Annotated in this window: 20 protein-coding genes; 13 read left to right on the forward strand and 7 right to left on the reverse strand. The window is 72.2% G+C overall.

The features are described 5' to 3' along the window. Nucleotides 1-26: 26 nt before the first annotated feature. The 6 genes from IT780_RS11990 to IT780_RS12015 all read left to right on the forward strand — a co-directional run bounded on the left by IT780_RS11990 (nt 27) and on the right by IT780_RS12015 (nt 10,793). A complete protein-coding gene (locus IT780_RS11990) occupies nt 27-4,103 on the forward strand; it encodes a non-ribosomal peptide synthetase (RefSeq protein ID WP_199511575.1) in 4,077 nt (1,358 codons plus the stop codon). Nucleotides 4,104-4,128: 25 nt separating this feature from the next. Then, entirely contained in the window at nt 4,129-5,031 is a 903-nt protein-coding gene (locus tag IT780_RS11995; RefSeq protein ID WP_199511576.1) for a thioesterase domain-containing protein, read from the forward strand. Nucleotides 5,032-5,234: 203 nt separating this feature from the next. Then, nucleotides 5,235-8,108 (forward strand): AfsR/SARP family transcriptional regulator, encoded by a 2,874-nt coding sequence (locus IT780_RS12000; protein WP_199511577.1) that lies wholly within the window; start codon nt 5,235-5,237, stop codon nt 8,106-8,108. A 2-nt stretch (nt 8,109-8,110) separates the two neighbouring features. Continuing rightward, complete coding sequence (locus tag IT780_RS12005; protein WP_199511578.1) at nt 8,111-8,329, forward strand: hypothetical protein; 219 nt, start codon at nt 8,111-8,113, stop codon at nt 8,327-8,329. A gap of 1 nt (nt 8,330) precedes the next feature. Continuing rightward, nucleotides 8,331-10,214 carry a RiPP maturation radical SAM C-methyltransferase gene (locus tag IT780_RS12010; RefSeq protein ID WP_199511579.1) on the forward strand — a complete coding sequence of 628 codons (1,884 nt, stop codon included), beginning with the start codon at nt 8,331-8,333 and terminating at the stop codon, nt 10,212-10,214. A gap of 45 nt (nt 10,215-10,259) precedes the next feature. Next, nucleotides 10,260-10,793 (forward strand): GNAT family N-acetyltransferase, encoded by a 534-nt coding sequence (locus IT780_RS12015; RefSeq protein WP_199511580.1) that lies wholly within the window; start codon nt 10,260-10,262, stop codon nt 10,791-10,793. A gap of 4 nt (nt 10,794-10,797) precedes the next feature. Here the strand turns inward: IT780_RS12015 and IT780_RS12020 are convergent, their stop codons facing one another. After that, nucleotides 10,798-12,261, reverse strand: a complete 1,464-nt coding sequence (locus IT780_RS12020) for a glycosyltransferase family 39 protein (protein ID WP_307831157.1) — start codon at nt 12,259-12,261, stop codon at nt 10,798-10,800. Nucleotides 12,262-12,278: 17 nt separating this feature from the next. Continuing rightward, nucleotides 12,279-13,739, reverse strand: a complete 1,461-nt coding sequence (locus tag IT780_RS12025; protein ID WP_199511581.1) for a glycosyltransferase family 39 protein — start codon at nt 13,737-13,739, stop codon at nt 12,279-12,281. 349 nt (nt 13,740-14,088) lie between these two features. On the opposite strand from IT780_RS12025, the gene IT780_RS12030 reads away from it, so the two are divergent. The 3 genes from IT780_RS12030 to IT780_RS12045 all read left to right on the forward strand — a co-directional run bounded on the left by IT780_RS12030 (nt 14,089) and on the right by IT780_RS12045 (nt 17,475). Next, nucleotides 14,089-15,780 (forward strand): nitrite/sulfite reductase, encoded by a 1,692-nt coding sequence (locus IT780_RS12030; RefSeq protein ID WP_199511582.1) that lies wholly within the window; start codon nt 14,089-14,091, stop codon nt 15,778-15,780. A gap of 151 nt (nt 15,781-15,931) precedes the next feature. After that, nucleotides 15,932-16,696 (forward strand): phosphoadenylyl-sulfate reductase, encoded by a 765-nt coding sequence (locus tag IT780_RS12040; RefSeq protein ID WP_199511583.1) that lies wholly within the window; start codon nt 15,932-15,934, stop codon nt 16,694-16,696. Next, a complete protein-coding gene (locus IT780_RS12045) occupies nt 16,678-17,475 on the forward strand; it encodes a sirohydrochlorin chelatase (RefSeq protein ID WP_199511584.1) in 798 nt (265 codons plus the stop codon). The genes IT780_RS12040 and IT780_RS12045 overlap by 19 nt, the downstream gene beginning before the upstream one ends. Nucleotides 17,476-17,816: 341 nt before the next feature. Here the strand turns inward: IT780_RS12045 and IT780_RS12050 are convergent, their stop codons facing one another. Both IT780_RS12050 and IT780_RS12055 read right to left on the reverse strand, forming a co-directional pair. Beyond that, nucleotides 17,817-18,071 (reverse strand): WhiB family transcriptional regulator, encoded by a 255-nt coding sequence (locus IT780_RS12050; RefSeq protein ID WP_043524653.1) that lies wholly within the window; start codon nt 18,069-18,071, stop codon nt 17,817-17,819. A 422-nt stretch (nt 18,072-18,493) separates the two neighbouring features. Then, on the reverse strand, nt 18,494-19,444 hold the full coding sequence (locus IT780_RS12055) for a diacylglycerol/lipid kinase family protein (RefSeq protein WP_199511585.1): 951 nt from the start codon (nt 19,442-19,444) through the stop codon (nt 18,494-18,496). 53 nt (nt 19,445-19,497) lie between these two features. Between IT780_RS12055 and IT780_RS12060 the strand changes: the two genes are divergently transcribed. Beyond that, nucleotides 19,498-19,872 carry a hypothetical protein gene (locus IT780_RS12060; RefSeq protein ID WP_199511586.1) on the forward strand — a complete coding sequence of 125 codons (375 nt, stop codon included), beginning with the start codon at nt 19,498-19,500 and terminating at the stop codon, nt 19,870-19,872. A 350-nt stretch (nt 19,873-20,222) separates the two neighbouring features. Continuing rightward, on the forward strand, nt 20,223-20,918 hold the full coding sequence (locus tag IT780_RS12065) for a FadR/GntR family transcriptional regulator (protein WP_199511587.1): 696 nt from the start codon (nt 20,223-20,225) through the stop codon (nt 20,916-20,918). Nucleotides 20,919-21,069: 151 nt separating this feature from the next. Here the strand turns inward: IT780_RS12065 and IT780_RS12070 are convergent, their stop codons facing one another. From IT780_RS12070 to sodN, 3 genes are read right to left on the reverse strand one after another with little or no spacing between them, the layout of a single operon-like run. Beyond that, nucleotides 21,070-21,483 carry an ATP-binding protein gene (locus IT780_RS12070; RefSeq protein ID WP_372443677.1) on the reverse strand — a complete coding sequence of 138 codons (414 nt, stop codon included), beginning with the start codon at nt 21,481-21,483 and terminating at the stop codon, nt 21,070-21,072. Between the two features lie 28 nt (nt 21,484-21,511). Continuing rightward, nucleotides 21,512-21,955 carry a GNAT family N-acetyltransferase gene (locus IT780_RS12075; RefSeq protein ID WP_199511928.1) on the reverse strand — a complete coding sequence of 148 codons (444 nt, stop codon included), beginning with the start codon at nt 21,953-21,955 and terminating at the stop codon, nt 21,512-21,514. Nucleotides 21,956-22,008: 53 nt separating this feature from the next. Further along, the gene (sodN, locus tag IT780_RS12080; RefSeq protein WP_199511589.1) at nt 22,009-22,413 is read right to left on the reverse strand and encodes a superoxide dismutase, Ni; all 405 of its coding nucleotides are present in this window, start codon (nt 22,411-22,413) and stop codon (nt 22,009-22,011) included. Between the two features lie 84 nt (nt 22,414-22,497). On the opposite strand from sodN, the gene IT780_RS12085 reads away from it, so the two are divergent. Both IT780_RS12085 and IT780_RS12090 read left to right on the forward strand, forming a co-directional pair. Further along, nucleotides 22,498-22,806 carry a S26 family signal peptidase gene (locus IT780_RS12085; protein WP_199511590.1) on the forward strand — a complete coding sequence of 103 codons (309 nt, stop codon included), beginning with the start codon at nt 22,498-22,500 and terminating at the stop codon, nt 22,804-22,806. Between the two features lie 256 nt (nt 22,807-23,062). Beyond that, complete coding sequence (locus IT780_RS12090) at nt 23,063-24,274, forward strand: NAD(P)-dependent malic enzyme (RefSeq protein ID WP_199511929.1); 1,212 nt, start codon at nt 23,063-23,065, stop codon at nt 24,272-24,274. The last annotated feature ends 400 nt before the right edge of the window (nt 24,275-24,674 follow it).

Raw genomic sequence — 24,674 nt, forward strand, 5'->3', positions numbered from 1 at the left:
CACGACAAGGAACTGGGTGACACGGCATGTTGTCTGATACTCAGCGGGCCCTCCTGGCGGCCCGCCTGCGCCGAGGCCGAGCCGACCAGGCGGTCGCGGGCATTCCCCGGCGCGCACCGGGGCTCGTGGACGTCCCGCTGTCGTTCGGGCAGGAGCAGCTGTGGTTCATCGACCAGCTGGCTCCGGGCCTGGCGACGTACAACATCGCGGGGGCGGTACGGCTCACCGGGCCGCTCGACCCGGCCGCGCTGCAGGCCGCCGTCACGGCCCTCGTCGGGCGGCACGAGTCGTTGCGGACCCGCCTGGTCGCGCGCGACGGCCGGGCGGTGCAGGTGATCGACGAGCCGGCCGAGGTCAAGCTCCCGGTCACCGACCTGAGCGGGCTGGCGGAACCGGAGCGTGAGCAGCGCTACCGGCAGGAGATCGGGCAGGAGGCCGCCCGGCCCTTCACCCTCGAGCATGGCCCGCTGCTGCGGTTGCTGCTCGTCAAGCTCGCCGAGGAACAGCAGGTCCTGGTCATCACCGTGCACCACACGGTCTTCGACGGCTGGTCGTTCGGCGTGCTGGTGGGCGAGCTGAGCGCCCTCTACGAGGCCCGGGTCGCGGGCCGCCCGGCGCAGCTGCCCGAGCTGGCGATCCAGTTCGCGGACTACGCCGTGTGGGAGCGGGAACGCCTGCGCGGGCAGGCTCTGGAGGAACTCCAGGAGTACTGGCGCAGCACGCTCGCCGGTGCACCCGTGCTGCAGCTGCCGACCGACCGGCCGCGGCCGCTGGTGCAGACGTACGACGGCGCGGCCGAGTCCATCGAGGTCTCCGGGGAGGTGCTGGACGGGCTCAAGGCGCTCAGCCGGCGCGAGGGCACGACGCTGTTCGTCACGCTGATGTCCGCGTTCCACGTGCTGCTGCACCGCTACAGCGGCCAGGACGACATCGTCGTCGGCACGGTCAGCGCCAACCGCACCCGGCCCGAGCTGGCGCCGCTCATCGGGTACCTGGTGAACACCCTGCCGGTGCGGGGTGACCTTTCCGGCGATCCCACGTTCGGCGAGCTCCTGCAGCGGATCCGGACCGCCACCGTCGGCGCGTACGGCCACCAGGACCTGCCGTTCGCGGCCATCGTGGAGGCCGTACGGGCACCCCGCGACGCCAGCCGCCACCCGCTCTTCCAGGTGGGCTTCATGCTCGCCGAGAACCAGCGCCGGGACCTCGATGTGGCCGGCGTGCAGTGGGAGACCGAGGAGCTGCCGAGCACCGCGGCGAAGTTCGACGTGCTCGTGTCCACCGTGGAGGATGAGGGGCGCCTGGTCGTCGGTGCCTCGTACGCCACCGCCCTGTTCGACCCCGCGACCGTACGCCGGATGCTGGGCCATTTCCGTACCTTGCTCGAGGGGCTCGTGGCGGACCCGGCCCGCCCGCTGTCCCGGCTGCCCCTGCTCACGCCGGAGGAGCTGCGGCAGGAGATCCACGACTGGAACGCCACGCGGGCGGACTACCCGTCGTGGTGCCTGCACGACAAGTTCGAGGCCCAGGCGGCGGCCACCCCCGACGGCATCGCGGTGCGGCTCGACGACGAGACGGTCACGTACGCGGAGCTCGACGCCCAGGCCAACCGCGTCGCCCGGCGGCTGCGCGAGCTGGGCGTCGGCCCGGAGGTGCTGGTCGGCGTGTGCACCCAGCGCTCGGTGCGCCGCCTCGCCGGCATCCTCGGCATCCTGAAGGCCGGCGGCGGCTACGTGCCGCTGGACCCGCAGTACCCGGCGGACCGACTCGCCTTCATGGTCGAGGACGCCCACATGCCGGTGGTCGTCACCGACGACGAGAGCGAGGCGTCGCTGCCCGTCCAGGGCACGGCCGTGGTCTCGCTCGACCGGGACTGGGCGGAGCTGTCGGCCCTCGACGGCGGACCCCTCGAGCCGTTGGCCGGCCCGGCGAACGCGGCGTACGTCATCTACACCTCCGGATCGACCGGCCGTCCCAAGGGCGTGGTGGTCGAGCACCGGCAGGCGGTCAACTTCGCCACCGGCGAGATCGAGCACTGGCCGCTCGGGCCGGGCGACAAGGTGCTGCAGTTCGCCTCGCTGAACTTCGACGTGTCCGTGCTCGACATGTTCGGTGCCCTGCTCTCGGGGGCCACCCTGGTGCTGGGCCGCAGCGAGACCCTGCTGTCCCCGCCGCGGCTCGCCGAGCTGATCCGCGGGGCGGGCATCACGTTCATGTGCCTGCCGCCCGCGGTGCTCAACCTGCTCGCCGACGAGGACTTCCCGGCGCTGCGGGTGGTCATCGCCGGCGGGGAGGCGTTCTCCTCGGCGCTGGTCCGCAAGTGGGCCCGGCCGGGCATGCGGTTCATCAACGGGTACGGCCCCACCGAGACCACGGTCGGCTCGACGATGGCCGAGTGCCACGCCGATTCGCCGCTCGACCCGCCGCCGATCGGGCTGCCGTTGCCGAACTACACCGCGTACGTGCTCGACAAGCACCTCAATCCCGTACCGGTCGGGGTCCCCGGTGAGCTGCACCTGGGCGGCGCCGGGGTGGCGCGCGGCTACCTGAACCGGCCGGAGCTGACCGCGGAGAAGTTCATCCGGGACCCGTTCGGCACCCAGCCCGGGGCACGGCTGTACAAGACCGGGGACGTGGCCCGGCGCCTGCCCGACGGCAACCTGCAGTACCTGGGCCGCTCGGACGACCAGGTGAAGATCCGCGGCCTGCGGGTGGAGCTCGGGGAGATCGAGGCGGTCCTGGCCGAGCACCCGTCCGTCGCCCAGGCGCTGGTGCTGGTCCGCGAGGACGCCGCCGGCCAGAAGCAGCTGGTCGGCTACGTCCGCGGCGATGCGCAGCGGCCCGGGATCGACCCGACCGACCTGCGCGTGCACATGGCCGCTCGGATGCCGGCCTTCATGGTGCCCGCCCACCTGGTGGTGCTGGACGCGTTCCCGCTCAACGCCAACGGCAAGGTGGACCGCGCCGCACTGCCCGCGCCGGAGGACTCCGGCCACGACGCCGGATACGTCGCCCCGCGCACGCTGATCGAGGCGGTGCTCGCGGACATGTTCGCGGCGCTGCTGCGGCGCGACCGGGTCGGCGTCGAGGACAGCTTCTTCGACCTCGGCGGCAACTCGCTGCAGGCCATGCAGCTCATCGCCCAGCTGCGCAAGGAGCTCGCCGTCGACTCGGACGTCTCGGCGATCTTCCTGGCCCCGACCCCCGCCCAGCTCACCGAGATGCTGCGGGACCGGCACGGCCTCGAGGACACCCGGCTCGACGAGATCGACCTCGACGCGCTGGAGGAGGCGCCCGCCGCCGGCGCGGAAACGGTCGCGTCGGACCCGGTCGCCTCGGCGAGCACGGTCGTGGCGATGAACGCCGGCCCGGCGGACCGGTCGCTCTTCCTGGTCCACGCGGTCGGCGGCACGGTCTTCGCGTACGCCGGCCTGGCCGGTCGGCTCGACGACACGCTGCGGGTGTACGGCATCAGCGCGGCCGGCCCCGGGGAGTTCGCGGCGGACCTCGGCGAGATGGTCACCCGGTACGTCGCGCAGGTCCGCGCCGAGCAGCCGGAGGGGCCGTACCGGTTGGGCGGGTGGTCACTGGGCGGTCTGGTGGCCCTCGAGATGGCCCGCCGGCTGGAGAGCGAGGGCGCCGAGGTGGAGCTGGTGGCGCTGCTCGACTCCCCGAGCGAGCCGGCCGACCTGACCGGCCTGTCCGAGGACGCCGCCGCGCGCCAGTTCGTCGTGGACGCTGCGCGGGCGCTCGGCCCGGCGGCCACCGAACTGCCCGAGGGCGACGCCGCCGAGCAGCTGACCTGGCTGGCGGACCGGCTCACCCACGGCACCGGCGACGCGGAGGCGGCACGGGCGGAGATCGAGCGGCGGTTCGCGGTGTTCCGCGAGCAGACCCGGATGATCGCGGGGCACCGGCCCCGGGCCGCGGCCGCCCGCACGGTGGTCGTCACGGCGGAGCAGTCGTACGACTTCACCCCGCACTGGCGGGGCGTGCTCGGGCCGGACACCGACTACCGGACGGTGGCGGGCGACCACTACTCGTTCCTGCAGTCGCCCGGCGCCGACGAGGTGGCCGCGATCCTGCGCGAGCTCGTGTCGTGAGCTGCGGCCGCTGACGGTGATTGACATGGCTACGGCCGCCCCGGCCAGGTGCCGGGGCGGCCCCGCGGGAGGAACGGGATCGATGGGCGGCGAGGCGCAACGGGCGGCGCTGACGGCCCGGCTGGGCGTGCCTCGCGGGGGCGCGGTGCGGGCGGGCGGCCCGGTCGTGTCGTTCGGCACGACCGGGCGGGTGTCCGCGTTCGCCCTGCCCGCGGTGGGCGGGACGGTGCACGAGTACGCCGCCCTCGCCCGCGGCCTCGACGGCGCCGTCCGCCTCCACGGGATCGAGGCGGACGGTCTGTACGCCGGGGCCGCCCCGCCGGGCTCCCTCGACGCCGTGGTCGCCCGCACCGTGGAGCTCGTCCGGCGCAGCCAGCCGGACGGGCCGTACCGGTTGATCGGCTGGGCCGGGGGCGGGATCGTCGCGTACGAGACCGCCCGGCGGCTGGAGGCGGAGGGCGGCACGGTCGCGCAGGTGGTGCTGATCGACTCGCCGTACCGCACGGACCGGTGGCGGCCGGATCCGGCGGACGACCTCGCGGCCCTGTTCGCCGGGGAGGTCCTGCGGGGCCTGGGCCGCCCGGCGCCCGTCCTGCCCCGGTTGTCGGCGGCGCAGCACCTCGCCGTTCTCGCGGACCATCTGGCCGATCGCCCGGCCCCGCCCGGAACCCTGCTGAGCGACCTCGAACGCTGGTACGCCGTCTTCGTGTCCCGGACCGCCGCGTTGTCCGGATACCGGGCGGCCGGCCACCTCGCCGCGGCGGCACTTCTGGTGTCCGCGCACGGTTCGCAGGACTGGGCGCCGTACTGGCGTGGCCGGTTCCACGGGGGTGTCCGGGAGCTCTCCACCACCGCCGGCCACTACGGCATCCTGCATCCGCCCGCCGTGGCCTCGACCGCGGCGGCGATCCGGGCGGCGCTGTCATGAACCATTCGTCGGACACCGGACGGTTAGGGGACCTTTACGGTCCGACATGGGAGAGTTTCACCTTGACGGGAAATCGACCGGTTCGCTCGATGGGGAGCGCCCCGGGTCTCTCCGTCTACACTCGACATTCGTGTTCGTTTCGGGGGCGACACCACCGTGTTCACGATCGGAATGGGCATGCCGATGCCGGACGAGGGTCTGTGGTGAGTAACCCGCTCGATGGTCCGGTCCGCCTCGACATCCTCGGTCAGCTGCAGGCGTGGCACGGGACGACGGCGGTGCCGCTCGGGTCGGTCAAACAGCGGGTCGTCCTCGGCGCGCTGGCGCTGCACGCCAACCGTCCCATCGGCCGCGAGCAGCTCATCGACGCGGTGTGGGGCGACGACGCACCCACGTACGCGGTGAACCTCCTGCAGAAGCACGTGTCCGGGCTGCGGCAGGTGCTGGACCCGGTCCGCTCCGCCCGTACCCGCTCCGAGGTGCTGTCCTGGACCGACGCCGGATACCTGCTGTCCGTGCCCCCGGACCACCTCGACCTCGAGCGCTTCGACCGGGGCCTCACCGGGGCGCGCGCCGCCCGGGCGGCCGGTGACCTCGCGACGGCGTCCGAGCGCCTGCACGCCGCGCTGGCCCTCTGGCGCGGCCCGGTGCTCGACGGGCTGAGCAGCCCGCTGCTGGACGCCGAACGTGACCGGCTCGCCGAGCGTCACATCCTGGCCCTCGAGGAACGCATCGACATCGACCTGGCCCTCGGCAACGACCAGGACCTCGTGGCCGAGCTGCGCCGGCTGGTGGCCGCGCACCCGCTGCGGGAACGGCTGCGCGGGCTGCTGATGCGCGCGCTGTACCGCGACGGGCGGCAGGGCGAGGCCCTCGCCGCCTTCCGCGAGGCCCGCGACCACCTCCTGGCGGAACTGGGCATCGACCCCGACCCGGAACTGCAGATGCTGCACCAGCGCATCCTCAACGGCGAGGCCGAGCTCTCCCGCCGCGCCCCGGCGGCCCACCCGCCCGCGCCGCCGGCCCCGGCGACCCGCGAGGCCCCGGCGGCGTCCGGGCCGGCCCAGCTGCCGCACGCCCTGGCGCACTTCACCGGGCGTACGGCCGAGATGGACCGGCTGACCGCGCTGGCCGGCACCGACCACAGCGTGATGATCGTGGCCATCACCGGCACCGCCGGCGTCGGCAAGACCTCGCTGGCGCTGCAGTGGGCGCACCGCGTGGCCCCCGACTACCCCGACGGCCAGCTGTACGTGAACCTGCGCGGCTTCGACCCCCAGGGCGGCCCGATGGACCCGGGCGTGGTGCTGCGCGGTTTCCTCGAGGCGTTCGGGGTGCCGGCCCAGCAGATCCCCGCCACCGTGCCGGACCGGGCGGCCCGCTTCCGCAGCCTCCTGGCCGGTCGCCGGGTGCTCGTGGTGCTCGACAACGCGCGCGACACTGACCAGGTGCTGCCGCTGCTGCCCGGCACGCACGGGAGCGCCGCCGTGGTCACCAGCCGCCGCCGGCTCTCCGCGCTGGTCGCCGCCGGGGCGGTCCCGGTGACCCTGGACCTGCTGGCCGACGACGAAGCCGCGCTGCTGCTGGCCCGCCGGTTCGGCGCCGAGCGCGCCGCCGCCGAGCCGGAAGCCGTGGCCGGCCTGGTCACCATGTGCGCCGGGCTGCCGCTGGCGCTGGCCATCGTCGCCGCCCGGGCCGCCGCGTTCCCGCACCACCGGCTGTCCGCGCTGGCCGCCGAACTGCGCGAGGCGACCGGACGGCTGGACGCGTTCATGGGCGAGACCGAGAGCAGCGATGCCCGGGCCGTGCTGTCGTGGTCGTACCACCAGCTCAGCGATGACGCGGCGCGCCTGTTCCGGCTGCTCGGGCTGCACCCCGGGCCCGAGATCACCTATCCGGCCGCGGCCAGCCTGGCCGGGGTGCCCGTACGGCAGGTGCGGCGGCTGCTCGGCGAGCTGTCCGGGGCACACCTGCTCGAGGAACGGGCGCCGGGACGGTTCGCGTTCCACGATCTGCTGCGGGCGTACGCGGCCGAGCAGGCGCACGACATCGACCCCGAACCGGACCGGCACGCCGCGACCCGCCGGGTGCTCGACCACTACCTGCACACCTCGCACGGCGCCGACCGGCTGCTGTACGCGTACCGGGAACCCATCGCGGTGGATCCCGCCGACCCGGCGGCGACCGTCCTGACCTTCACCGGCGCCGAGGCCGCCCTCGCCTGGTTCCTGACCGAGCAGTCCGTCCTGGTCGAGGCGATCATGCACGCCACCGGCGCCGGCTTCCCGGCGCACGCGAGCCAGCTCACCTGGACCATCACCGCGTTCCTCAACTACCAGGGCAAGTGGCACGCGTGGGCCGGCTGCCTGCGCGCCGCCCTGGAGGCCTGCGAGCGGACCGGCGACGTGAACGGCGCCGCGCTCGCCCACCGGCTGCTCAGCATCGCCCTGCTCCAGCTGGACCTCCTCGACAAGGCCGCGGACCACGCCCGGCAGGCGCTCGAGCTGTACGGCAAGTCCGGCGAGAAGGCCCGCAGCGCCCGCCTGCACCTGGACCTCGGCCGGATCCTGGAACGCCAGAGCGACCACGCCGCCGCGCTGGACCGGGCCAGGCTGGCCCGGGACCTGTTCCAGGAGGCGGGCGACCGGTCCGGCGAGGCGGACGCGCTGAACTGGATCGGCTGGTATTCCGCCAACCTCGGCCAGCACACCGACGCCCTGCGGTTCTGCCGGGAGTCGCTGGAGCTGCACCGCGAGGTCGGCGACTATCCCGGTCAGGCCGACACCTGGGACACCCTCGGCTTCGCCACCCACCAGCTCGGTGACTACGCCGAGGCCACGGTGTGCTTCGAGCACGCCCTGGAGCTCTGGCGCCGGCTCGGCGACCGGTACGAGGTGGCCACCACCCTGCTCCGCCTGGGTGACACCCGGCAGGCTGCCGGCGACCCCGCCGCGGCCGGCGCCCTGTGGCGCGAAGCCGGCGACATCCTCGACGACCTCGGCCACCCCCAGGCCGACCAGCCGCGGGCCCGGCTCGCGGGAGAAAAGCTCGTCCATCCATTGAGGAAAGGTGAATGACAATGTCCGACACCACAAAACGCACAACCGGACGGCGATCCACGGTCGTCCTGCTCGGCGGTCTGGCCGCCGGCGCGGTGCTCGGTGCGGCGCTGGGGGTGACGACCGGCGACGCCCCGCGGGACGCGTCGGTGCAGGAGCAGTTCCGCTCCGCCTTCACACCGGGCGCGGCGCAGACGGAGAGCCTCCCCATCAACCGCATCGTCGTGACCGAGCCCTGACATGCCCCTCGCGCCTCTGCCGAACCCGGCACGGGTCGATCCGGCCGATCGTGCCGGGTGGCCCGTGGTCCTGGTGTCGATGCCGTTCATGGACATCGACTGGCCGTCCATCCAGCTCGGCCTGCTCGGCGAGATCCTGCGGGGGCACGGCTTCCCGGTCCGCACGCTGCACGCCAACCTGGACTTCGCCGCCCGCATCGGTGCCGATTACTACCGGCAGCTCGCCGGTCGCCAGGCGCGCCTGATCGCGGAATGGTTGTTCTCGGTGGAGGCGTTCGGGCCGGAGGCACCCGACCCCGACGGCCGGCTGCTCGACGACTTCGCCACGGAGCTCGCCGACCTCGGGGACGACTCGCGGGACTGGCGGGCGCGGCTGCTGGAAACCCGCCGCGTCGAGGTGCCCGCGTACCTCGACCGGCTCGCCGCGGACCCGGTGTGGGACGGCGTCAAGGTTGCGGGGTTCACCTCGACGTTCCAGCAGAACGCCGCGTCGTTCGCGCTCGCCCGCCGCCTGAAGCGGGACCGCCCGGAGCTGATCACCGTCTTCGGCGGTGCGAACTTCGACGGCGAGATGGGGCCGGAATGGGTCCGCGCGGTGGAGAGCGTGGACCTGGCCGTCGTGGGGGAGGCGGACACCGCCTTCCCCCGGCTGCTCGACCGCCTCGTCGCCGGCGTCCCGCCCACGGGCGAGCCCGGCGTGGCCTGCCGCCTCGACGGGGAGGTGGTGACCACGCCACCGGCTCCGCCGCTGCGGCAGCTCGACGACCTGCCCGCGCCGGACTACGCCGAGTACTTCGAGCGGGCGGGACGGCTGGGGCTGCTTCCGCGTACGGGGCCCGGCGCGGTGCCGATCCCGTTCGAGTCGTCGCGCGGCTGCTGGTGGGGCGAGAAGCACCACTGCACGTTCTGCGGGCTGAACGGCTCGACGATGATGTTCCGCGCCAAGTCGCCGCAGCGGATGGCCGACGAGTTCGTCACCCAGGCCCGCCGCTACCACAGCTTCCGCTTCCACGGCGTCGACAACATCGTGGACATGGGCTACCTCAAGGACCTGTTCCCGGTGCTCGCCGCCGAGGGCGTCACGTATCAGATCTTCTACGAGGTCAAGGCCAACCTGACCCGCGCGCAGGTCCGCACGCTGGCTCAGGCCGGGATCACGCAGATCCAGCCGGGCATCGAGTCGCTGAGCTCGCGGGTGCTGCGGCTGATGCGCAAGGGCTCCCGGGCCGCGCAGAACATCAACCTGCTGCGCTGGGCGGCGTACTACGGCGTCGAGGTCGGCTGGAACCTGCTGTACGGATTCCCCGGCGAGACCGAGCAGGACTACGCGCAGCAGGCCGCCGTGCTGCCGCACCTGGTGCATCTCCAGCCGCCGACCGGCGCCGGCCGGGTGTGGATCGAGCGGTTCAGCCCGCTGTTCGGCCAGTCGCCGTCGCGGACCCCGGAGGCCACCTACCGGTACGTGTACCCGGACACGGTCGACCTCGGCAAGGCGGCCTACTTCTTCGAGTACGACCTGCCCGGCGCGCTGCCGCCCGACGCGTACACCGCGCTGGTGAAGGAGACCGCGGCCTGGTCCGACGCGTGGTCCGCGGCCCGCCGCCCCACCCTGACGTACTGGTCGTCGCCGGGCCTGGTGCAGATCTACGACGGCCGGCACCCGGGCGCGGAGGGGACGTACACGTTCGAGGGCCCGCTCGCCGACCTGTACGCCGCCTGCAGCGACCGCCCGATCACGGCCGCGGCGGTGCACGACCGGCTGGGCGGGAGCCTGACGCCGGCGCAGATCCGCGAGGCCCTCGACGAGTTCGCCGGCCGGGGGCTGATGGTGCTCGACGAGTCGCTCGCGCTGTCCCTCGCGCTGCCCGCCGGCCCGCCCCGGTGACATCCTGATCCTCCGCGGCCCGGCCGCCCGTCCTTCGAGGTGTGCATGCACGACTCCCCGGCCCTGCGCCCCTTCGTCGAGGGCGACCTGCCCTTCCTGGAACGCCTGGACACGGATCCCGACGCGCTGGGCCCGTACGAATGGGCGGGCTTCACCGACGCGCGGGCCCGCCGCCGCCGCTGGGAGACCGACGGCTACATCGGCACCCGCTCGACGGCGCTCGCGGTCGTACGTCCCGACGACCTGGTGATCGGCATCGCCAGCTGGGAGGCGCGCACCCGCGGCGGCCCGATCGGCGGCTGCTACGAGATCGGCCTCGCCCTGCTCCCCGAGCACCGCGGCCGCGGCTACGGCACGGCGGCGCAGAGCATGCTGGTGCAGTACCTGCTGCGCTACACGACGGCCAACCGGCTCGAGGCACAGACCGACGCCGAGAACGTCGCCGAGCAGACGGCCCTGGAGAAGATCGGCTTCCGGCGCGAGGGCCTGCTCCGCGGGGTCCGCTTCCGCCACGGCATCTGGCGCGACATGGTCATCTACGGCCTCCTCCGCGACGAGGTCGAGATCCCCCTGGAATGAACGGTCAACGGACGAACAGCGCGATGGTGAAGCCGTCGACGCGCACCTGCGACACCTGACGGAACGAGCCGTTCAGCGCCGCTTGCTGCGCCGGCGTGAGCTGGTCGGTGGGGCCCGCCCGGCGCCCGGTCTCCAGGTCGTCGCCGCTGAGCGTCCACACCCGGTCCGTGCCCGCCAGGCAGGCCGCGGGCTCGGCGCACTCGGTCGCCCACAGCGACGCGTTCGCCACCTCGTCCGACCGCAGCAGCACATCCTTCGGTACGTCGTCGCCCAGGTAGTACCGCAGCGCGAGGTCCGCGAAGTGCCAGCCGCCGCGCGGCGCGTAGATGATCCCGTCGCCGGGGCGGGCCTGGTCATGGATGATCGCCGCCGCCCGCTGGTAGTCGGAGCCCGAGTGCGTACGCCGGAGGTCCTCCTGCAGAGGCAACCCGATCGCCCCGAGCACCAGGACGACGGCCAGGCCCAGCGGCAGTCGGAGATCCGCGAGGGCCCGGCCGGCGAGCGCGCACAGCAGCGGGACGACGAACGTCAGGTACCGGCCCACGAACATCGGCGTGACGAGCTGGTCGATCGCGTACAGGGCCAGCACCGGTAGCAGGGCCGACAGGAAGAGCAGCGGCGCCCAGCGGCCGCGGAGCGCCATGACCGCGAGGGCGCAGACCGCGCCGCCGATCACGCCCGACAGGAAGACGGTTTCGGCGATGCCGGCCAGGTCCGACGGTTCGGCCGCGGACAGCCAGCCGAGCTGGGCGGCGTGCTGGCCCACACCGAGCAGGGTGAACGGCAGGATGCCCGCCGCCGCGACGGCGACACCGGCGAGCCACGCGAGCAGGGCCCGCCGCTTGATCACCGTGACGGCCACCGCGTGGCCGAGGAGCAGGAGCAGCGCGAGCTGGTGCGACCACCCCAGGAACAGGGCGCTTGTCGCGTACGCGAGCCAGTCCCACCATCGAGCCGAGTCGAGCGCGCGCAGCAGGCACAGCGTCGCCGTCACCGCGAACAGGGCGGCCAGGGCGTACCCGCGGGCCTCCTGCCCGTACCGCGACATCACCGGCATCGCCGCCACGAGCAGCCCGGCCGCCAGCGCGGCGCGCGTACCCCACAGCCGCCGGGCCAGCAGCGCCGTAACCCCGGCCGTGGCCGTGGCGGCGAGCATCGAGGGCGTGCGCAGCACCAGGATCGAGTCGCCGTAGCCGGCCATGACGTGGGCGAGCAGGTAGTACGGCACGGTCACGCCGTCGATGTGCCGGCCCAGCTCCACGATCTGCGGCACCGTACGGTGAGCCGCGCTCCACGTCGCCAGCTCGTCCCGCCACGGCCCCGGCGTACCGGCCCGGTAGCCGACGACCGCGCCGGCTACCACGGTGGGGACGAGCCAGCACAGCCATCGGGCCCACAACTCGTCACGGACGGTTGTTCCCGCCGCCGGTTCGGGCCGCGGGGGAGCGAGGGGTGCGAGTGTCTGCACACCCTCAGCGTCGCAGCTCAGCCTGTGCGTCGCTGGTACAGCGCGATAGTTCCCAGCGGTAGCAGCCAGTAGCCGGTCCGGCGGTATTCGGCCTCGAACTTCGCCCGCAGCGCATCGCCGGCGTCGGCCATCGGGTCGCCGGGGTGGCGCGCGCCGACGTACCAGACCCGCTGCGCGTCGAAGCACGTCAGCTCCGGGCACTCGACCGCCTCCAGTGCGCCTGCGTCGGCCGCGGTCCGGCGCAGCAGCAGGTCGGTCGGCTTCGGGCCGTGGCGCAGCTCGTAGTCGAGGCCCGCGCGCAGGGACCACGTACCGATGCGGCCGTAGACCACCCCGTCACCCGGCTGCTGACCGGCGCGGACGATCGCCGCGGCCCGGCGGAAGTCCATGCCGCCGTGCGCCGCGGGCCCGCGCACCACCTGCTGGGACTCGAATCCCACGGCCACGACCATGACGAGCGCGACGACGGTACGGCCGGGCAGCCCGCGCAACGCCACGGCGGCCAGCAGGGCCAGCGGCACGACGACGACCAGCACGTAGCGCGGCACCCACAGCGGCGAGGTGACGAACGAGACCGCGATGAGCAGCGCGGGTGGGAGCGCGGCCAGCGCGGCCAGCTCGCCCAGCACCCGCGGGCGTGCCCAGCGGGCGGTCAGGGCGAGGCCGACGACGAGCAGGCCGGCGACCGGCGTCCCGAAGATCACGCCGGGAGCGATGAGGACCTGGTGCAGGTCCATCGGCGGGATCCACTCGAGCTGGGTGCCGCGCTGGGCCAGCCCGAGCCGGACCAGCGGCGAGACCAGCAGCAGCGTGGCGGTGACCATGGCCGCCCAGCGGATCAGCACCCGCCGGTCGCGCCGCAGCAGCACCGCGACGACGTGACCGCTGAGCACCAGCAGACCCATCAGGTGCGTGTAGCCGAGCAGGGTGAGCGCTATGCCGTACGCGATCCATCGAAGCCACGTCGGCCGGCCCAGCGCCACGTGCAGCAGGAGCGTGGCGAGGACTGCGAAGAAGAAGGCCATCCCGTACGCGCGAGCTTCCTGCGCATACCGCGACAGCTGCGGTACGGCGGCCACGATGAGCCCCGCCGTCAGCCCGACGCCCGGGGTGAACAGGCGCCGCCCGAGCTCGCCGACCAGCCCCGCACCCAGCACCACGGCGATCAGCGACGGCGCCCGGATCGCGGCCACCGAGTCCCCGAACACGCCCGTCCAGACGTGCACGAACAGGTAGTACGGCGCGATGACCCCGTCCATGGTCCGCGCCAGCTCGAGAATCTCCCCCGGCGTACGCGCCGCCGCCGACCACGTCGCGTGCTCGTCCCAGCCCAGCGCCGGCCGGGTCAGCCCGATCGCCCCGGCGATGAGCATCGCGAGGGCGGGCAGCGCCGCGGGGTAGACGAGAGGCCCGATCCGCCCGCCCGGCGACGCCTCGGCGGGTGTCTCTTCTGTCCGGGTGAGGGTCGCGGCGGTCACGCCGTCCGGTTCTAGCGGTGCCCGGTGAATCGCGGACGGTGGATGGGCTACCACGAGATGAACGTCGAAGCAGGTGTGCGCCGACACACTCCCGAAATCTGGACCGCACTGGCCGAGAATGGCCGCCCGTGAGAGGCTTACCGGCATGACCGCTGCTGTTGACCGCCGCTTCGTGGCCCGTCGCCACGTCGACTACGGCCGCGTCCGCAGCGCGATGTGTCCGGCTTCCTGACGCCGCCCGACTGATTTTCTCGGGCGCGCCCGACGCGCCGGCTTCCTCCAGACACTGATGTCGCGGGACCTGCCGTGAGCGTCGCAGCGTGCCCACGATCTCCGGAGGACCGCCGCCATGGCGCCCAGCAACACCCCCGCAACTCCCGCAGCCCGCCCCCGCAAGGCGCGCGGCGAGGGTCAGTGGGCGCTCGGACACCGTGAACCCCTGAACCCGAACGAGCGGATGAAGAAGGACGACAACCCGCTCAACGTCCGGGCCCGGATCGAGAACATCTACGCCCACACCGGCTTCGCGGGCATCGACCCGCAGGACCTGCGTGGGCGTTTCCGCTGGTGGGGCCTCTACACCCAGCGCAAGGCCGGCATCGACGGCGGGCGTACGGCGGTGCTCGAACCGCACGAGCTCGAGGACGAGTACTTCATGCTCCGCGTGCGCATCGACGGCGGCGCGCTGAGCCTCGCGCAGCTGCGCACCATCGGCCAGATCTCCACCGAGTTCGCCCGCGACAGCGCCGACATCACCGACCGGCAGAACATCCAGCTGCACTGGATCCGCGTCGAGGACATGCCGGAGATCTGGCGCCGGCTCGAGGCGGTCGGCCTGGAGACCACCGAGGCGTGCGGTGACTGTCCCCGCGTCGTGCTGGGCAGCCCGGTCGCCGGCGTCTCGACCGAGGAGGTCGTGGACCCCACCCCGGCGATCGACACGATCGTCGAGCGCTACCTCGGCGACCCGCGCTACTCCAACCTGCCCCGCAAGTTCAAGACGTCGATCTCCTGGCTGGCCGACACGCCGCACGAGGTCAACGACATCGCGATGCTCGGCGTGGTGCACCCGCAGCACGGCCCCGGCTTCGACCTGTGGGTCGGCGGCGGCTTGTCCACCAACCCGCGGCTCGCCGAGCGGCTGGGCGTCTGGGTGCCGCTCGAGGAGATCCCCGACGTCTGGGAGGGCGTGGTCGGGATCTTCCGCGACTACGGGTACCGGCGCCTGCGCAACCGGGCCCGGCTGAAGTTCCTGCTGGCCGACTGGGGTGTGGCGAAGTTCCGCGAGGTGCTCGAGAAGGAGTACCTGGGCCGGGCCCTGATCGACGGTCCGCCGCCGGCGCTGCCCGACAAGCCGATCGACCACATCGGCGTGCACAAGCAGCGCGACGGGCGCAACTACGTCGGTGCCGCCCCGGTCGTCGGCCGCTCCTCGGGTACCCAGCTCACCCGGCTGGCCGACGTGGTGGCGGCGCACGGATCAGACCGCGTGCGCCTGACCCCGTACCAGAAGCTTCTCGTTCTTGATATTGCCGACGACCAGGTGGAACCGCTCATCGCGGGCCTGCGCGGCATCGGGCTGGAGGCCCGTCCGTCGGCGTGGCGGCGCGGCACCATGGCCTGCACCGGCATCGAGTACTGCAAGCTCGCGATCGTCGAGACCAAGGCGCGCGGCGAGGAGCTGGTGGCCCGCCTCGAGGAGCGGATCAAGGACTTCGACGCGGACATCTCGATCCACATCAACGGCTGCCCGAACGCCTGCGCCCGCACCCAGGTCGCCGACATCGGGCTCAAGGGCCAGTTGGTCATGAACGCCCACGGCGAGCAGGTCGAGGGCTTCCAGATCCACCTCGGCGGTGGGCTGGGCATGGCGCAGGGCCAGACCGCCGGCTTCGGCCGCAAGGTGCGTGGCCTCAAGGCCACCGCCGAAGAACTTCCCGACTACGTCGAGCGGCTCGCCCGTCGATACCTGGAGGGGCGCACCAGCGGCGAGGCCTTCGCCGACTGGGTCGTCCGGGCCGACGAGGAGTTGCTGAAATGAGCGACGCCAGAAGCACCCCGCTGTACTGCCCCTACTGCGGCGAAGAGGACCTCTACCCGAATGAGGCCTCGCATGGAGCGTGGGAGTGCCACTCCTGCGCCCGAGTCTTCACGGTCAAGTTCAACGGGCTGCTTTCCAAGGGAGTGAACCGATGACTGTCGTGACAGCCGCCAACCTCGGCCTGGTGTCCCTCGGGGCTCCGGCCACCCCGGCCGACCCCGCGCGCCGCTCGCGCGCTGAACTGTCGTCTCTGGCCGCGGAGGGCGCCGCGCTGCTTGCCGATGCGCCGGCCGAGGAGATCGCGCGCTGGGCCGCCTCGACGTTCGGCGAGCGGTTCTGCGTGACCAGCTCGATGGCCGACGCCGTCGTCGCGCACCTGTTCTCGCGGGTCGCCCCCGGCGTCGACGTCGTGTTCCTCGACACCGGCCTGCACTTCCCGGAGACGCTGAAGATCCGCGACACCGTCGCCCGCACGATGAACGTCAACGTGCGCTCGATCCGCCCGCGGATGACCGTCGGCCAGCAGGACGGCGAGTTCGGCCCCCGGCTGTTCGCCCGCAACCCCGACGAGTGCTGCTTCCTGCGCAAGGTCGAGCCGCTCGAGCGCGCCCTCGCCGACTACGACTCCTGGGCCACGGGCCTGCGCCGCGACGAGTCCCCGACCCGCGCGAACACCCCGGTGGTGGCGTTCGACGCGAAGAAGGGCAAGGTCAAGGTCAACCCGATCGCGGCCTGGACCCAGTCCGACGTGGACCGCTACATCGCCCGCTGGAACGTCCCGGTCAACGAGCTCTTCAAGAAGGGGTACGGCTCGATCGGCTGCTGGCCGTGCACCCGCCGCACCAAGGCCGGCGAGGATCCGCGCGCGGGCCGCTGGGCGATGTTCGAGAAGACCGAATGCGGCCTGCACATCTAGCCGTCGCGCTGGTCGCCCACGGCAGCCGCGACCCGCGAGCCGCGCAGGCCACCGAAGCGCTGGCGGCCGTGGTGCGCGCCAGGCACCCCGAGTGGGACGTCCGAGCGTCGTACCTCGACCACAGCGTTCCCCGGCCCCGCCAGGTGCTCGCGTCGTTCGACGCGGCCGGCCACCGGCGCGCGGTGCTGGTGCCGCTGCTGCTCACGGCGGCTTACCACGGCCGCGTCGACGTTCCGGGCGAGATCACCGCTGCGCGGGCGGACGGGGTACGGCTGGACGTCGCGCTGGCCGAGGTGCTGGGGCCGGTCGGCGGGCGGGTGCCGGAGCTTCTGCTGGACGGGCTGGAGTCGAGGCTGCGGTCCGCGGGTGCTGGTCGCTCATCCGGCGGCGTGCGGGCTGCGGGTGCTGATGGTCTGGTGGACGGGGTGGTGCTTGCGGCGGCCGGGACCCGGGATGCCGCGGCGCGGGGGACCGTGGAGGAGGCGGCAGCGGCCCTGAGCGCTCGCTTGGGCGTTCCCTGCCGCGTCGCCTATGCCTCGGCCGCCCCGCCGCTCGCCGGGGACGCCGTACGCGATCTTGTCGGGTCGGGGTGCCGGCGGGTGGGGTTGGCGTCGTACTTCCTCGCGCCCGGGCTGCTGTGGGATTCCGCGGTGGCGTCGGCCCGGGAGGCCGGGGTGCGGGTGGTGGCTGAGCCGCTCACCGATGTTCCTGCCGTGGCGGAGCTGGTGGCTGCGCGCGTGACGGCTGCCGCCCGGGCCGAGGCCGCGTACGCCGCCTGAGCGGCTGTCGCTCCACGGTGGGCAACTTGCCCGTTCGCCGCCCCTGAGGTGCCCGCGGTGCTTCCTGGTTACGCCAGGTGGGTGACTGTGCGTTTCCGGGTGATCGCCTTCGGTCCCGCGGCTGCGCGGGATTCGTCCACAACGGAGCGTGTGGGGGCGGGAACCAATGGTGTCAACGACTGCGACGATTTCGAGATCATTTCGCGAAGATCCGTGATCTCATTCATGCCCTGCGTCACCATTGCTTGCCGTAATCGCGTGGAAACGGTCGATGATTCCCCGGACAGCACGACGCCCCGGCGCCGTCATGGGCCCGGGGCGTGAATGCTGTGAGGGATTAGTCAGGCAGTCGGAGCGCCGACCCGAAGGCCGCCGCGACGCTTCACGGCGCGCCGCTCGTCCTCGCTCATACCGCCCCATACGCCGGCGTCCTGACCGGACTCGAGTGCCCACTGCAGGCAGGACTCGGTCACGGGGCACCGGCGGCACACGGCCTTGGCCTGCTCGACCTGCAGGAGCGCGGGGCCGGACGTCCCGATCGGGAAGAACAGCTCCGGGTCCTCGTCGCGGCAGATCGCATCGTGGCGCCAGTCCATGGCGGCAACACTCCTTGTTTCGGATGGGGTAACGAAATGGTGCGGACTAACTACTTACTTTTATCTGCATACGCGGTGGCGGCCGACGGACAGCGTTCGTCCGGTCACCAGTGCGTGAGCAAGCTTTTGTTCAGGACGCCGTTCCGCGTCTTCTGGATTAGGAACGCGGGCGGGCGGCATCCGGTTACTTCATATCGCTTGTGAATGCTTTCACGAACTCCCGCGATGTCAAGGGTAGCGCTCGGAAAATCTCCGAGCGGGTGAGCTAGCTCACGACCCCTTTGTCCGGTTCCGGGGCTTCTCCCGGTGCCGGCGGATGAACGCTCCCATCAATGTAGTACGGTGCGGGCCGCATTGCCGACCTTTTGGCCGTGTTTCTGTAACGGATCGTGAGCGGCGACCTGTCCCGACCTACCCAGTCCTCAGCAGATCACACGTAGCGCCTGGGGGACGGACAGAAAGTGCACCTTCTGACGCTCACCCAGGTAATCCCCGTCGAGCTGGAACGCCTGCGGGCGGCTGGCGACCACGGTGAACTCCGCCTGGTCGTGCAGCCGGAGCACGTGGCGCCCCCGCGGATCCGGATTCCGAACCGTCATCTGCGTCACTGTGCGTGTTGTTGTCGCCACGCCTAGGCTACGAAGGGCCAGTACGTCAAGTCCCCGGTCGAACGAGGCGTCCGGGTTCGGGTTGATCGGCCGGTCGCCCACGTACGTCCACGGGGCCGTGTTCTGGATGATGACGGTCCCCAGCCCCGAATCCGGTTCCTCGCCCGGGCGCTCGATCGTCAGGGGCGGCGCTTTGCGGTCCTCGCCCGACAACACCTGGCCGATGAGCGACCGTACATAAAGCCCCGGGGTGGACGTCCGTCCGCGCAGCCGCGCCTGCTCGACCCGGCGGGTCACCGCGGCGTCGAGCCCCATGCCGGCGGTGAAGGTGAAATAGCGGTCGTCCGCGCGGCCCAGCCCGATCACCCGGTGCCGTCCCGAGCGCAACCCGTCCAAGATCACGCCGGTGCCCTCGACCCAGTCCCGGGGCAGCCCGAGCGCGCGGGCGAAGACATTGGTGGAGCCGCCGGGAACCACCGCGAGCGCCGGCAGCCGGAACGCCGGAGAGGTGCCCCGCGAGGTGAGACCCGGCTCGGCGGTCATCAGCCCGTTGACCGCCTCGTTCACCGTACCGTCGCCGCCCAGCGTCACCACGACATCGACGCCGCTCTCGGCCGCGGCCCGGGCCAGCGACGTGGCGTGCCCGCGCTTCAGCGTGTACTCCACCGTCAGCTCGACCTCGCTGCGCAGGGCTCGGACCAGCACGTCTCGGCTGCGCTCACTCGTCGTGGTGGCCTTGGGGTTAACCACCAGTAACGCTCGCATGCGCGGCACTGTACCCCTCAAGACCCCGCTGAGCTGGCCGGTATCGTACAGCGGTGACTTCCCCCGCGACCCTGGTCTGGGCGGTACGCCTGCTGCTCGCCGAGGCGGTGGGGCTGATCGTGCTCACGGCGTACCTGATGGTGCTGGACGTGACCGCCGACGCCGGCAGCCTCGCGGTGGCGATCTCCCTCACCGTGTTCGCGGCCCTCGGCGCCGCGGCGGTCTTCCTGGTCGGCCGCGCGCTGGCGCGACGATCACCCCGGGCGCGCGGGCCTGCGATCGTGGTGCAGCTTTTCATCATCGCGTCGGGCGGGTTCCTGCTGCAGACGGGACCGGCCTGGGCGGGCGCGCTGATGATGGTCCTCGGTGCGGGGGTGGCGCTGCTGTGCCTGCTGCCGCCGACGACCCGGGCGCTCGGCCTCGACTGACGTCTGCTCCTTGCTTCCTTCCGGCTCGGCCGGCTGGCCTCTCTTCGCACGGCTCGCCTTGCTGTCCTTCCTTGCGCGCCTCGCCCTTCCTGCCCGTCCTCGCCCGCCCTGCCCTTCTCTTGCCTGTCCTTCCTTGCTCGGCTCGTGTGACGGGCGGCCCTTACTTAGCGTGCGGGCGCGTTCCCTCGGGATTTCGGCCGCCGTCCTACTCACCTCCCGGTGGCTTTCTCCCGCCTGCCTACTCAGGCTCGTGGCCTGGGGTGGGAGGGCTCCCGGGTGTCGTCCATCAGCACTTCCCACCTGCGGCTGAGGGCCTACTCTGAGAGTCGGATCACAAGGGGGTGAGGGGCTTGACCGGATCGACGGTGCGTCCGCCGGCATATCAGCTTCTGGCGGACGAGCTGCGGGCGGAGATCACATCCGGGCGCCTGCAGCCCGGCGAGCGTCTGCCACCCGAACCCGAGCTGTGCGTACGTTCCGGCGTCAGCCGCAGCACCGTCCGCGAAGCCCTCCGGCTCCTCGCCAGCCAGTACCTGATCGTGACGACCCGCGGCGTCACCGGCGGCAGCTTCGTCGCCCACCCCGACGCCGAACAGCTCTCCGAAGGCCTGTCCACCGGCCTCACCCTGCTCACCAACTCGGCCGAGGTGGGCTTCGCCGACCTGCTCGAACTCCGCCGGGCGCTCGAGGTCCCCGCGGCCGGGCTCGCGGCGCAACGGCGCACCGACGCCCACCTCATCGAGCTGCGCGGCGCCATGTTCGACCCCGACCTCGACGAACTCGACACGATGCTGGCAGCCCACGCGGCCTTCCACGCGGCGATCGCATCGGCGACCGGCAACCCGCTGTTCGAGCTGGTCACCCGGCCGCTCTACCACGTGACGTACGGGGAAGAGGTCGTGGAGGCGCTGCCGGACGGGTACTGGACGCGGATCGACGCGGACCACCGGGAGCTGCTGGCCTGCGTGAAGAACCGGGATCCGGCGGCTGCGATGGAGGTCGGGCGGCGGCACCTGGACTACATCGCGGAGGCGAACAAGCAGTAGGGGTGTCGGCGCTCGCTTGCTTGCGGACTGTTCGGGCGTCTCGCTTTGTGCTGCCGCTCCGATGCGCGGTGCTTACCGCTTCGCGGTGTTTACCGCTTCGCGGTGCTTCCGCTTGTGGCGTGCTTGCCGGTTCGCGTCGCTTGAGTGGGTGTCAGTTCTCGGTGCGGCGGGTGAGGAGGCGGATCGTCGCGTACCGGCCGGTCGCTTCCGCCGACGCCGACGTGGTCAGCGCCGTCAGCACCTTCCACGCGAAGGAGGACTCGGACGGCAGGCGTGCCCCGCGTACCGTCGCCACGGTGACCTCGACGGTGAGCGCGTCGTCGGTCACGGCGAAGCGGCATTCGAGCTCGGCGCCGCGGGTCGCGATGGCGAGCAGCATCGCGCACGCCTCGTCGACCGCGATACGCAGGTCCTCGATCTCGTCGAGGGCGAAGTGCAGGCGTGCCGCCAGGCCTGCCGTCGCGGTGCGCAGCACCCCGAGGTAGCCGCCGTCGGCGGGCACGGTGAGCAGCACGACGTCGTCTCCGAACGCCGGCTCCGAATGTGTGGTCTGCAGCTGAGTCACCGGCCCCATCCTCCCGATGGACGAGACTCTAGCGCCTGACGGCTGGTGCGCGCTGGGCGAGTCGCTCCAGAGCGGGGCCGGTCAGCCGGTAGGGGAGCCAGTTCTCGGTGACCGAAGCGCCGATGGCGGCGTAGAAGTCCGCCGCCGGGTTCCAGTCGAGCATCACCCACTCGAGGCGGCGGTACCCCCGTTCGACGCAGATCCGGGCGAGCTCGGCGAGCAGCGCGGCGCCGGCGCCCGTACCGCGGTGGCCCGGGCGGACGTAGAGATCCTCCAGGTAGATCCCGTGTACGCCCTCCCACGTGGAGAAGTTCAGGAACCACAGGGCGAAGCCGTGAGGAGTGTCGTCCTCGCCGACCGCGACGTGCCCGTACAGGGCCGGACGATCGCCGAAGAGCGCGGCGGTCAGCTGGTCGTCGGTCAGGTGGCATGACTCGGGTTCGCGCTCGAACTCGGCCAGTTCGTGCACCATCGCAACGACGGCCGGCACGTCCTGGGGACGTACCGGCCGTATCGTCGCCGGGCTCACGCCTGCTTGGTCTCCCAGAAGATCTTGGAGATCTCCTCGATCTTCGCGAGCAGCTGGTCGCCGACGGCCGGGTCCATCGAGCCCTTGGCACCGGAGGCGCCGGCCAGCTTGGTGGCCTCATTGAACAGCTGGTTGAGCTGCGGGTACTTCTCGAAGTGCGGAGCCTTGAAGTAGTCGGTCCACAGCACCCACAGGTGGTGCTTGACCAGGTCGGCCCGCTGCTCCTTGATCAGGATGGCGCGGGTGCGGAACTCGGGGTCGGTGTTCGCCTGGTACTTCTCGGCGATGGCCTTCACCGACTCCGCCTCGATGCGGGCCTGCGCGGGGTCGTAAACCCCACACGGCAGGTCGCAGTGCGCGCTGACAACAGTGCGCGGCGTGAAGATACGCGGAAGTCGCATCAGGACCCCTCCATGAGTTTGCGATGATCCGGTCCTGACACTACCCCTTACATCCGAACGCATACTCGACCCGGGATTGATGCCATGAGGTTGCAACTGCCGCTCTTCGCCGTCCTGGTGCAGGGCCCCTCCATGGCGCCGACGCTCCGCTCCGGAGACGCCCTGGTCGTACGCCGGACCCAGCGCGTCCGGGTGGGCGACGTCGTGGTCGCCCGCTTCCGCTCGCGGCCCGACCTGCTCGTCGTCAAGCGTGCGGTCAGGGCCCAGGACCAGGGCTGGTGGATACACGGCGACAACGAGTTCGTCACCGACGACTCGCGGGCGTACGGGGTGGCGGATGTCATCGGACGCGTCGTGTTTCGCTACTGGCCCCGGCCCGGTCGGCTAAGTTAATGTCCGGTAACCGCAGCACACCGAAGTCTTGCGGTTGCTTCACCGGGTGACCCCCGCATCGCACGTCGGTCCGCGCAGACTCGCGCATCACGACCGGCTGGCCCTCCGACGTCCGCCCGCGCGCCCTGCGCCGCGGCACCCCGACGTCGACGCTCTCCTCCGATGCGTGTCTGGAGCCCTTGTGTCCTTCTTCAGTTTTGAGCTCGACCCTGCCCTGGCCGCGGACCCCGTCTTCGACCTGCACAAGCACGGCAAGATGGCGATCGCCCCCACGGTTCCCCTGGCCAGCCGCGACGACCTGTCGCTGGCCTACACCCCGGGCGTCGCCCGGGTCTGCACCGAGATCGCCTCCTCGCCGTCGCTCTACTACGACTACACCTGGACCGGCAACACGGTCGCGGTGGTCACCGACGGTTCGGCCGTGCTGGGCCTCGGCAACATCGGCCCCCGCGCGGCGATGCCCGTCATGGAGGGCAAGGCGGTGCTGTTCAAGCAGTTCGGCGGCGTCGACGCGGTGCCGATCTGCCTCGACACGCAGGACGTCGAGGGCATCGTCGCCGTGGTCAAGGCGCTCGGCCCGTCCTTCGGCGGCATCAACCTCGAGGACATCAGCGCTCCCCGCTGCTTCGAGATCGAGCGCCGCCTCGACGAGGCCCTCGACATCCCCGTCTTCCACGACGACCAGCACGGCACGGCCATCGTCGTGCTCGCCGCGCTGCGCAACGCGGTGAAGCTGCTGGGCCGCCGCCTCCCCGACCTCCGCGTCGTCGTGAGCGGCGCAGGGGCGGCAGGAGTCGCCATCACCGACACGCTCATCGCCGCGGGCGTGCAGGGCGCCAACATGATCGTCTGTGACTCCCAGGGCATCATCCACGCCGATCGCCCCGGACTTACCGGAGTGAAGGCCGCGCTCGCCGAGCAGACCAACTACTCCGGCCGTACGGGAGGAATCAAGGAGGCGCTCATCGGCGCCGACGTCCTCGTCGGTGTGTCGGGCGGCTCCATCCCGGAGACCGCGCTCGCGGGCATGGCGCCGGGCGCGATCATCTTCGCGCTCGCCAACCCCACCCCCGAGGTCCCGCCGGTGATCGCCCACAAGTACGCGGCGATCGTGGCCACCGGCCGCAGCGACTTCCCCAACCAGATCAACAATGTGCTGGCGTTCCCGGGGATCTTCCGCGGGGCGCTGGACGCCCGGGCGACCCGCATCACGGCCGGCATGAAGGTCGCCGCGGCCGAGGCGATCGCCGAGGTGGCGGCCGGCGAGCTGCGCGCCGACGCCATCGTGCCGTCGGCGTTGGACCCGCGGGTCGCACCCGCGGTGGCGGCAGCCGTCGCACGGGCAGCCGAGCGGGATGGGGTCGCCCGGATGGCTGTCCCTGCCGAGGTGCCGGTGATTCCGGCGCCGGCTGCGGTCAGCTCGCCCGGGGCGGTGTTCTCCGCGAGCGGGACCGTGGCCTCCAGCTGAGCTTGCCGTTGCCGAGGCCGACACCGGCCTGCCCGCCGCTGTTTCGTCGTCCGGCCCGGCTGTAGCCGGGCCGGACGCGTTTCCGTCGCATCCGGCCCTGTTCGTTGTCGTCGCTTCCACGCCGTTCGTGCTCGTCGCTTTCATGCCGGGCTCGCTCCTTTCTCCGCTGCTTAGGCCCGCCCAGCATGCCGCGTATCGGCCGCGACCTCGGCACTTATCCACAGAGCGAGGATTGCCCGTCTCCCCGCTCGTGGTTCTCCACAGGGGCGCCCGCCGGTCTTCCGCTGCCGGCCCTGGTCAGAGCGTCGCCGTTGTCCACAGGACCGCGTCCGGTCTGCCTCGGCGGCTGCCTTGTCCACAGGGTCGGCCGAGTGGGTGGCGTGCACCCCGGGCGGTGACT

The organism is Nucisporomicrobium flavum (assembly GCF_016464385.1).
GTDB classification, from domain to species: Bacteria; Actinomycetota; Actinomycetes; order Mycobacteriales; family Micromonosporaceae; genus Actinoplanes; species Actinoplanes flavus_A.

Coding starts and splice junctions, on each gene's coding strand:
- IT780_RS11990 (WP_199511575.1), top strand. CDS start 27: ATGTTGTCTGATACTCAGCGGGCCCTCCTGGCGGCCCGCCTGCGCCGA.
- IT780_RS11995 (WP_199511576.1), top strand. CDS start 4,129: ATGGCTACGGCCGCCCCGGCCAGGTGCCGGGGCGGCCCCGCGGGAGGA.
- IT780_RS12005 (WP_199511578.1), top strand. CDS start 8,111: ATGTCCGACACCACAAAACGCACAACCGGACGGCGATCCACGGTCGTC.
- IT780_RS12010 (WP_199511579.1), top strand. CDS start 8,331: ATGCCCCTCGCGCCTCTGCCGAACCCGGCACGGGTCGATCCGGCCGAT.
- IT780_RS12015 (WP_199511580.1), top strand. CDS start 10,260: ATGCACGACTCCCCGGCCCTGCGCCCCTTCGTCGAGGGCGACCTGCCC.
- IT780_RS12030 (WP_199511582.1), top strand. CDS start 14,089: ATGGCGCCCAGCAACACCCCCGCAACTCCCGCAGCCCGCCCCCGCAAG.
- IT780_RS12040 (WP_199511583.1), top strand. CDS start 15,932: ATGACTGTCGTGACAGCCGCCAACCTCGGCCTGGTGTCCCTCGGGGCT.
- IT780_RS12045 (WP_199511584.1), top strand. CDS start 16,678: ATGCGGCCTGCACATCTAGCCGTCGCGCTGGTCGCCCACGGCAGCCGC.
- IT780_RS12050 (WP_043524653.1), bottom strand. CDS start 18,071: ATGGACTGGCGCCACGATGCGATCTGCCGCGACGAGGACCCGGAGCTG.
- IT780_RS12055 (WP_199511585.1), bottom strand. CDS start 19,444: ATGCGAGCGTTACTGGTGGTTAACCCCAAGGCCACCACGACGAGTGAG.
- IT780_RS12075 (WP_199511928.1), bottom strand. CDS start 21,955: ATGGTGCACGAACTGGCCGAGTTCGAGCGCGAACCCGAGTCATGCCAC.
- sodN (WP_199511589.1), bottom strand. CDS start 22,413: ATGCGACTTCCGCGTATCTTCACGCCGCGCACTGTTGTCAGCGCGCAC.
- IT780_RS12085 (WP_199511590.1), top strand. CDS start 22,498: ATGAGGTTGCAACTGCCGCTCTTCGCCGTCCTGGTGCAGGGCCCCTCC.
- IT780_RS12090 (WP_199511929.1), top strand. CDS start 23,063: ATGGCGATCGCCCCCACGGTTCCCCTGGCCAGCCGCGACGACCTGTCG.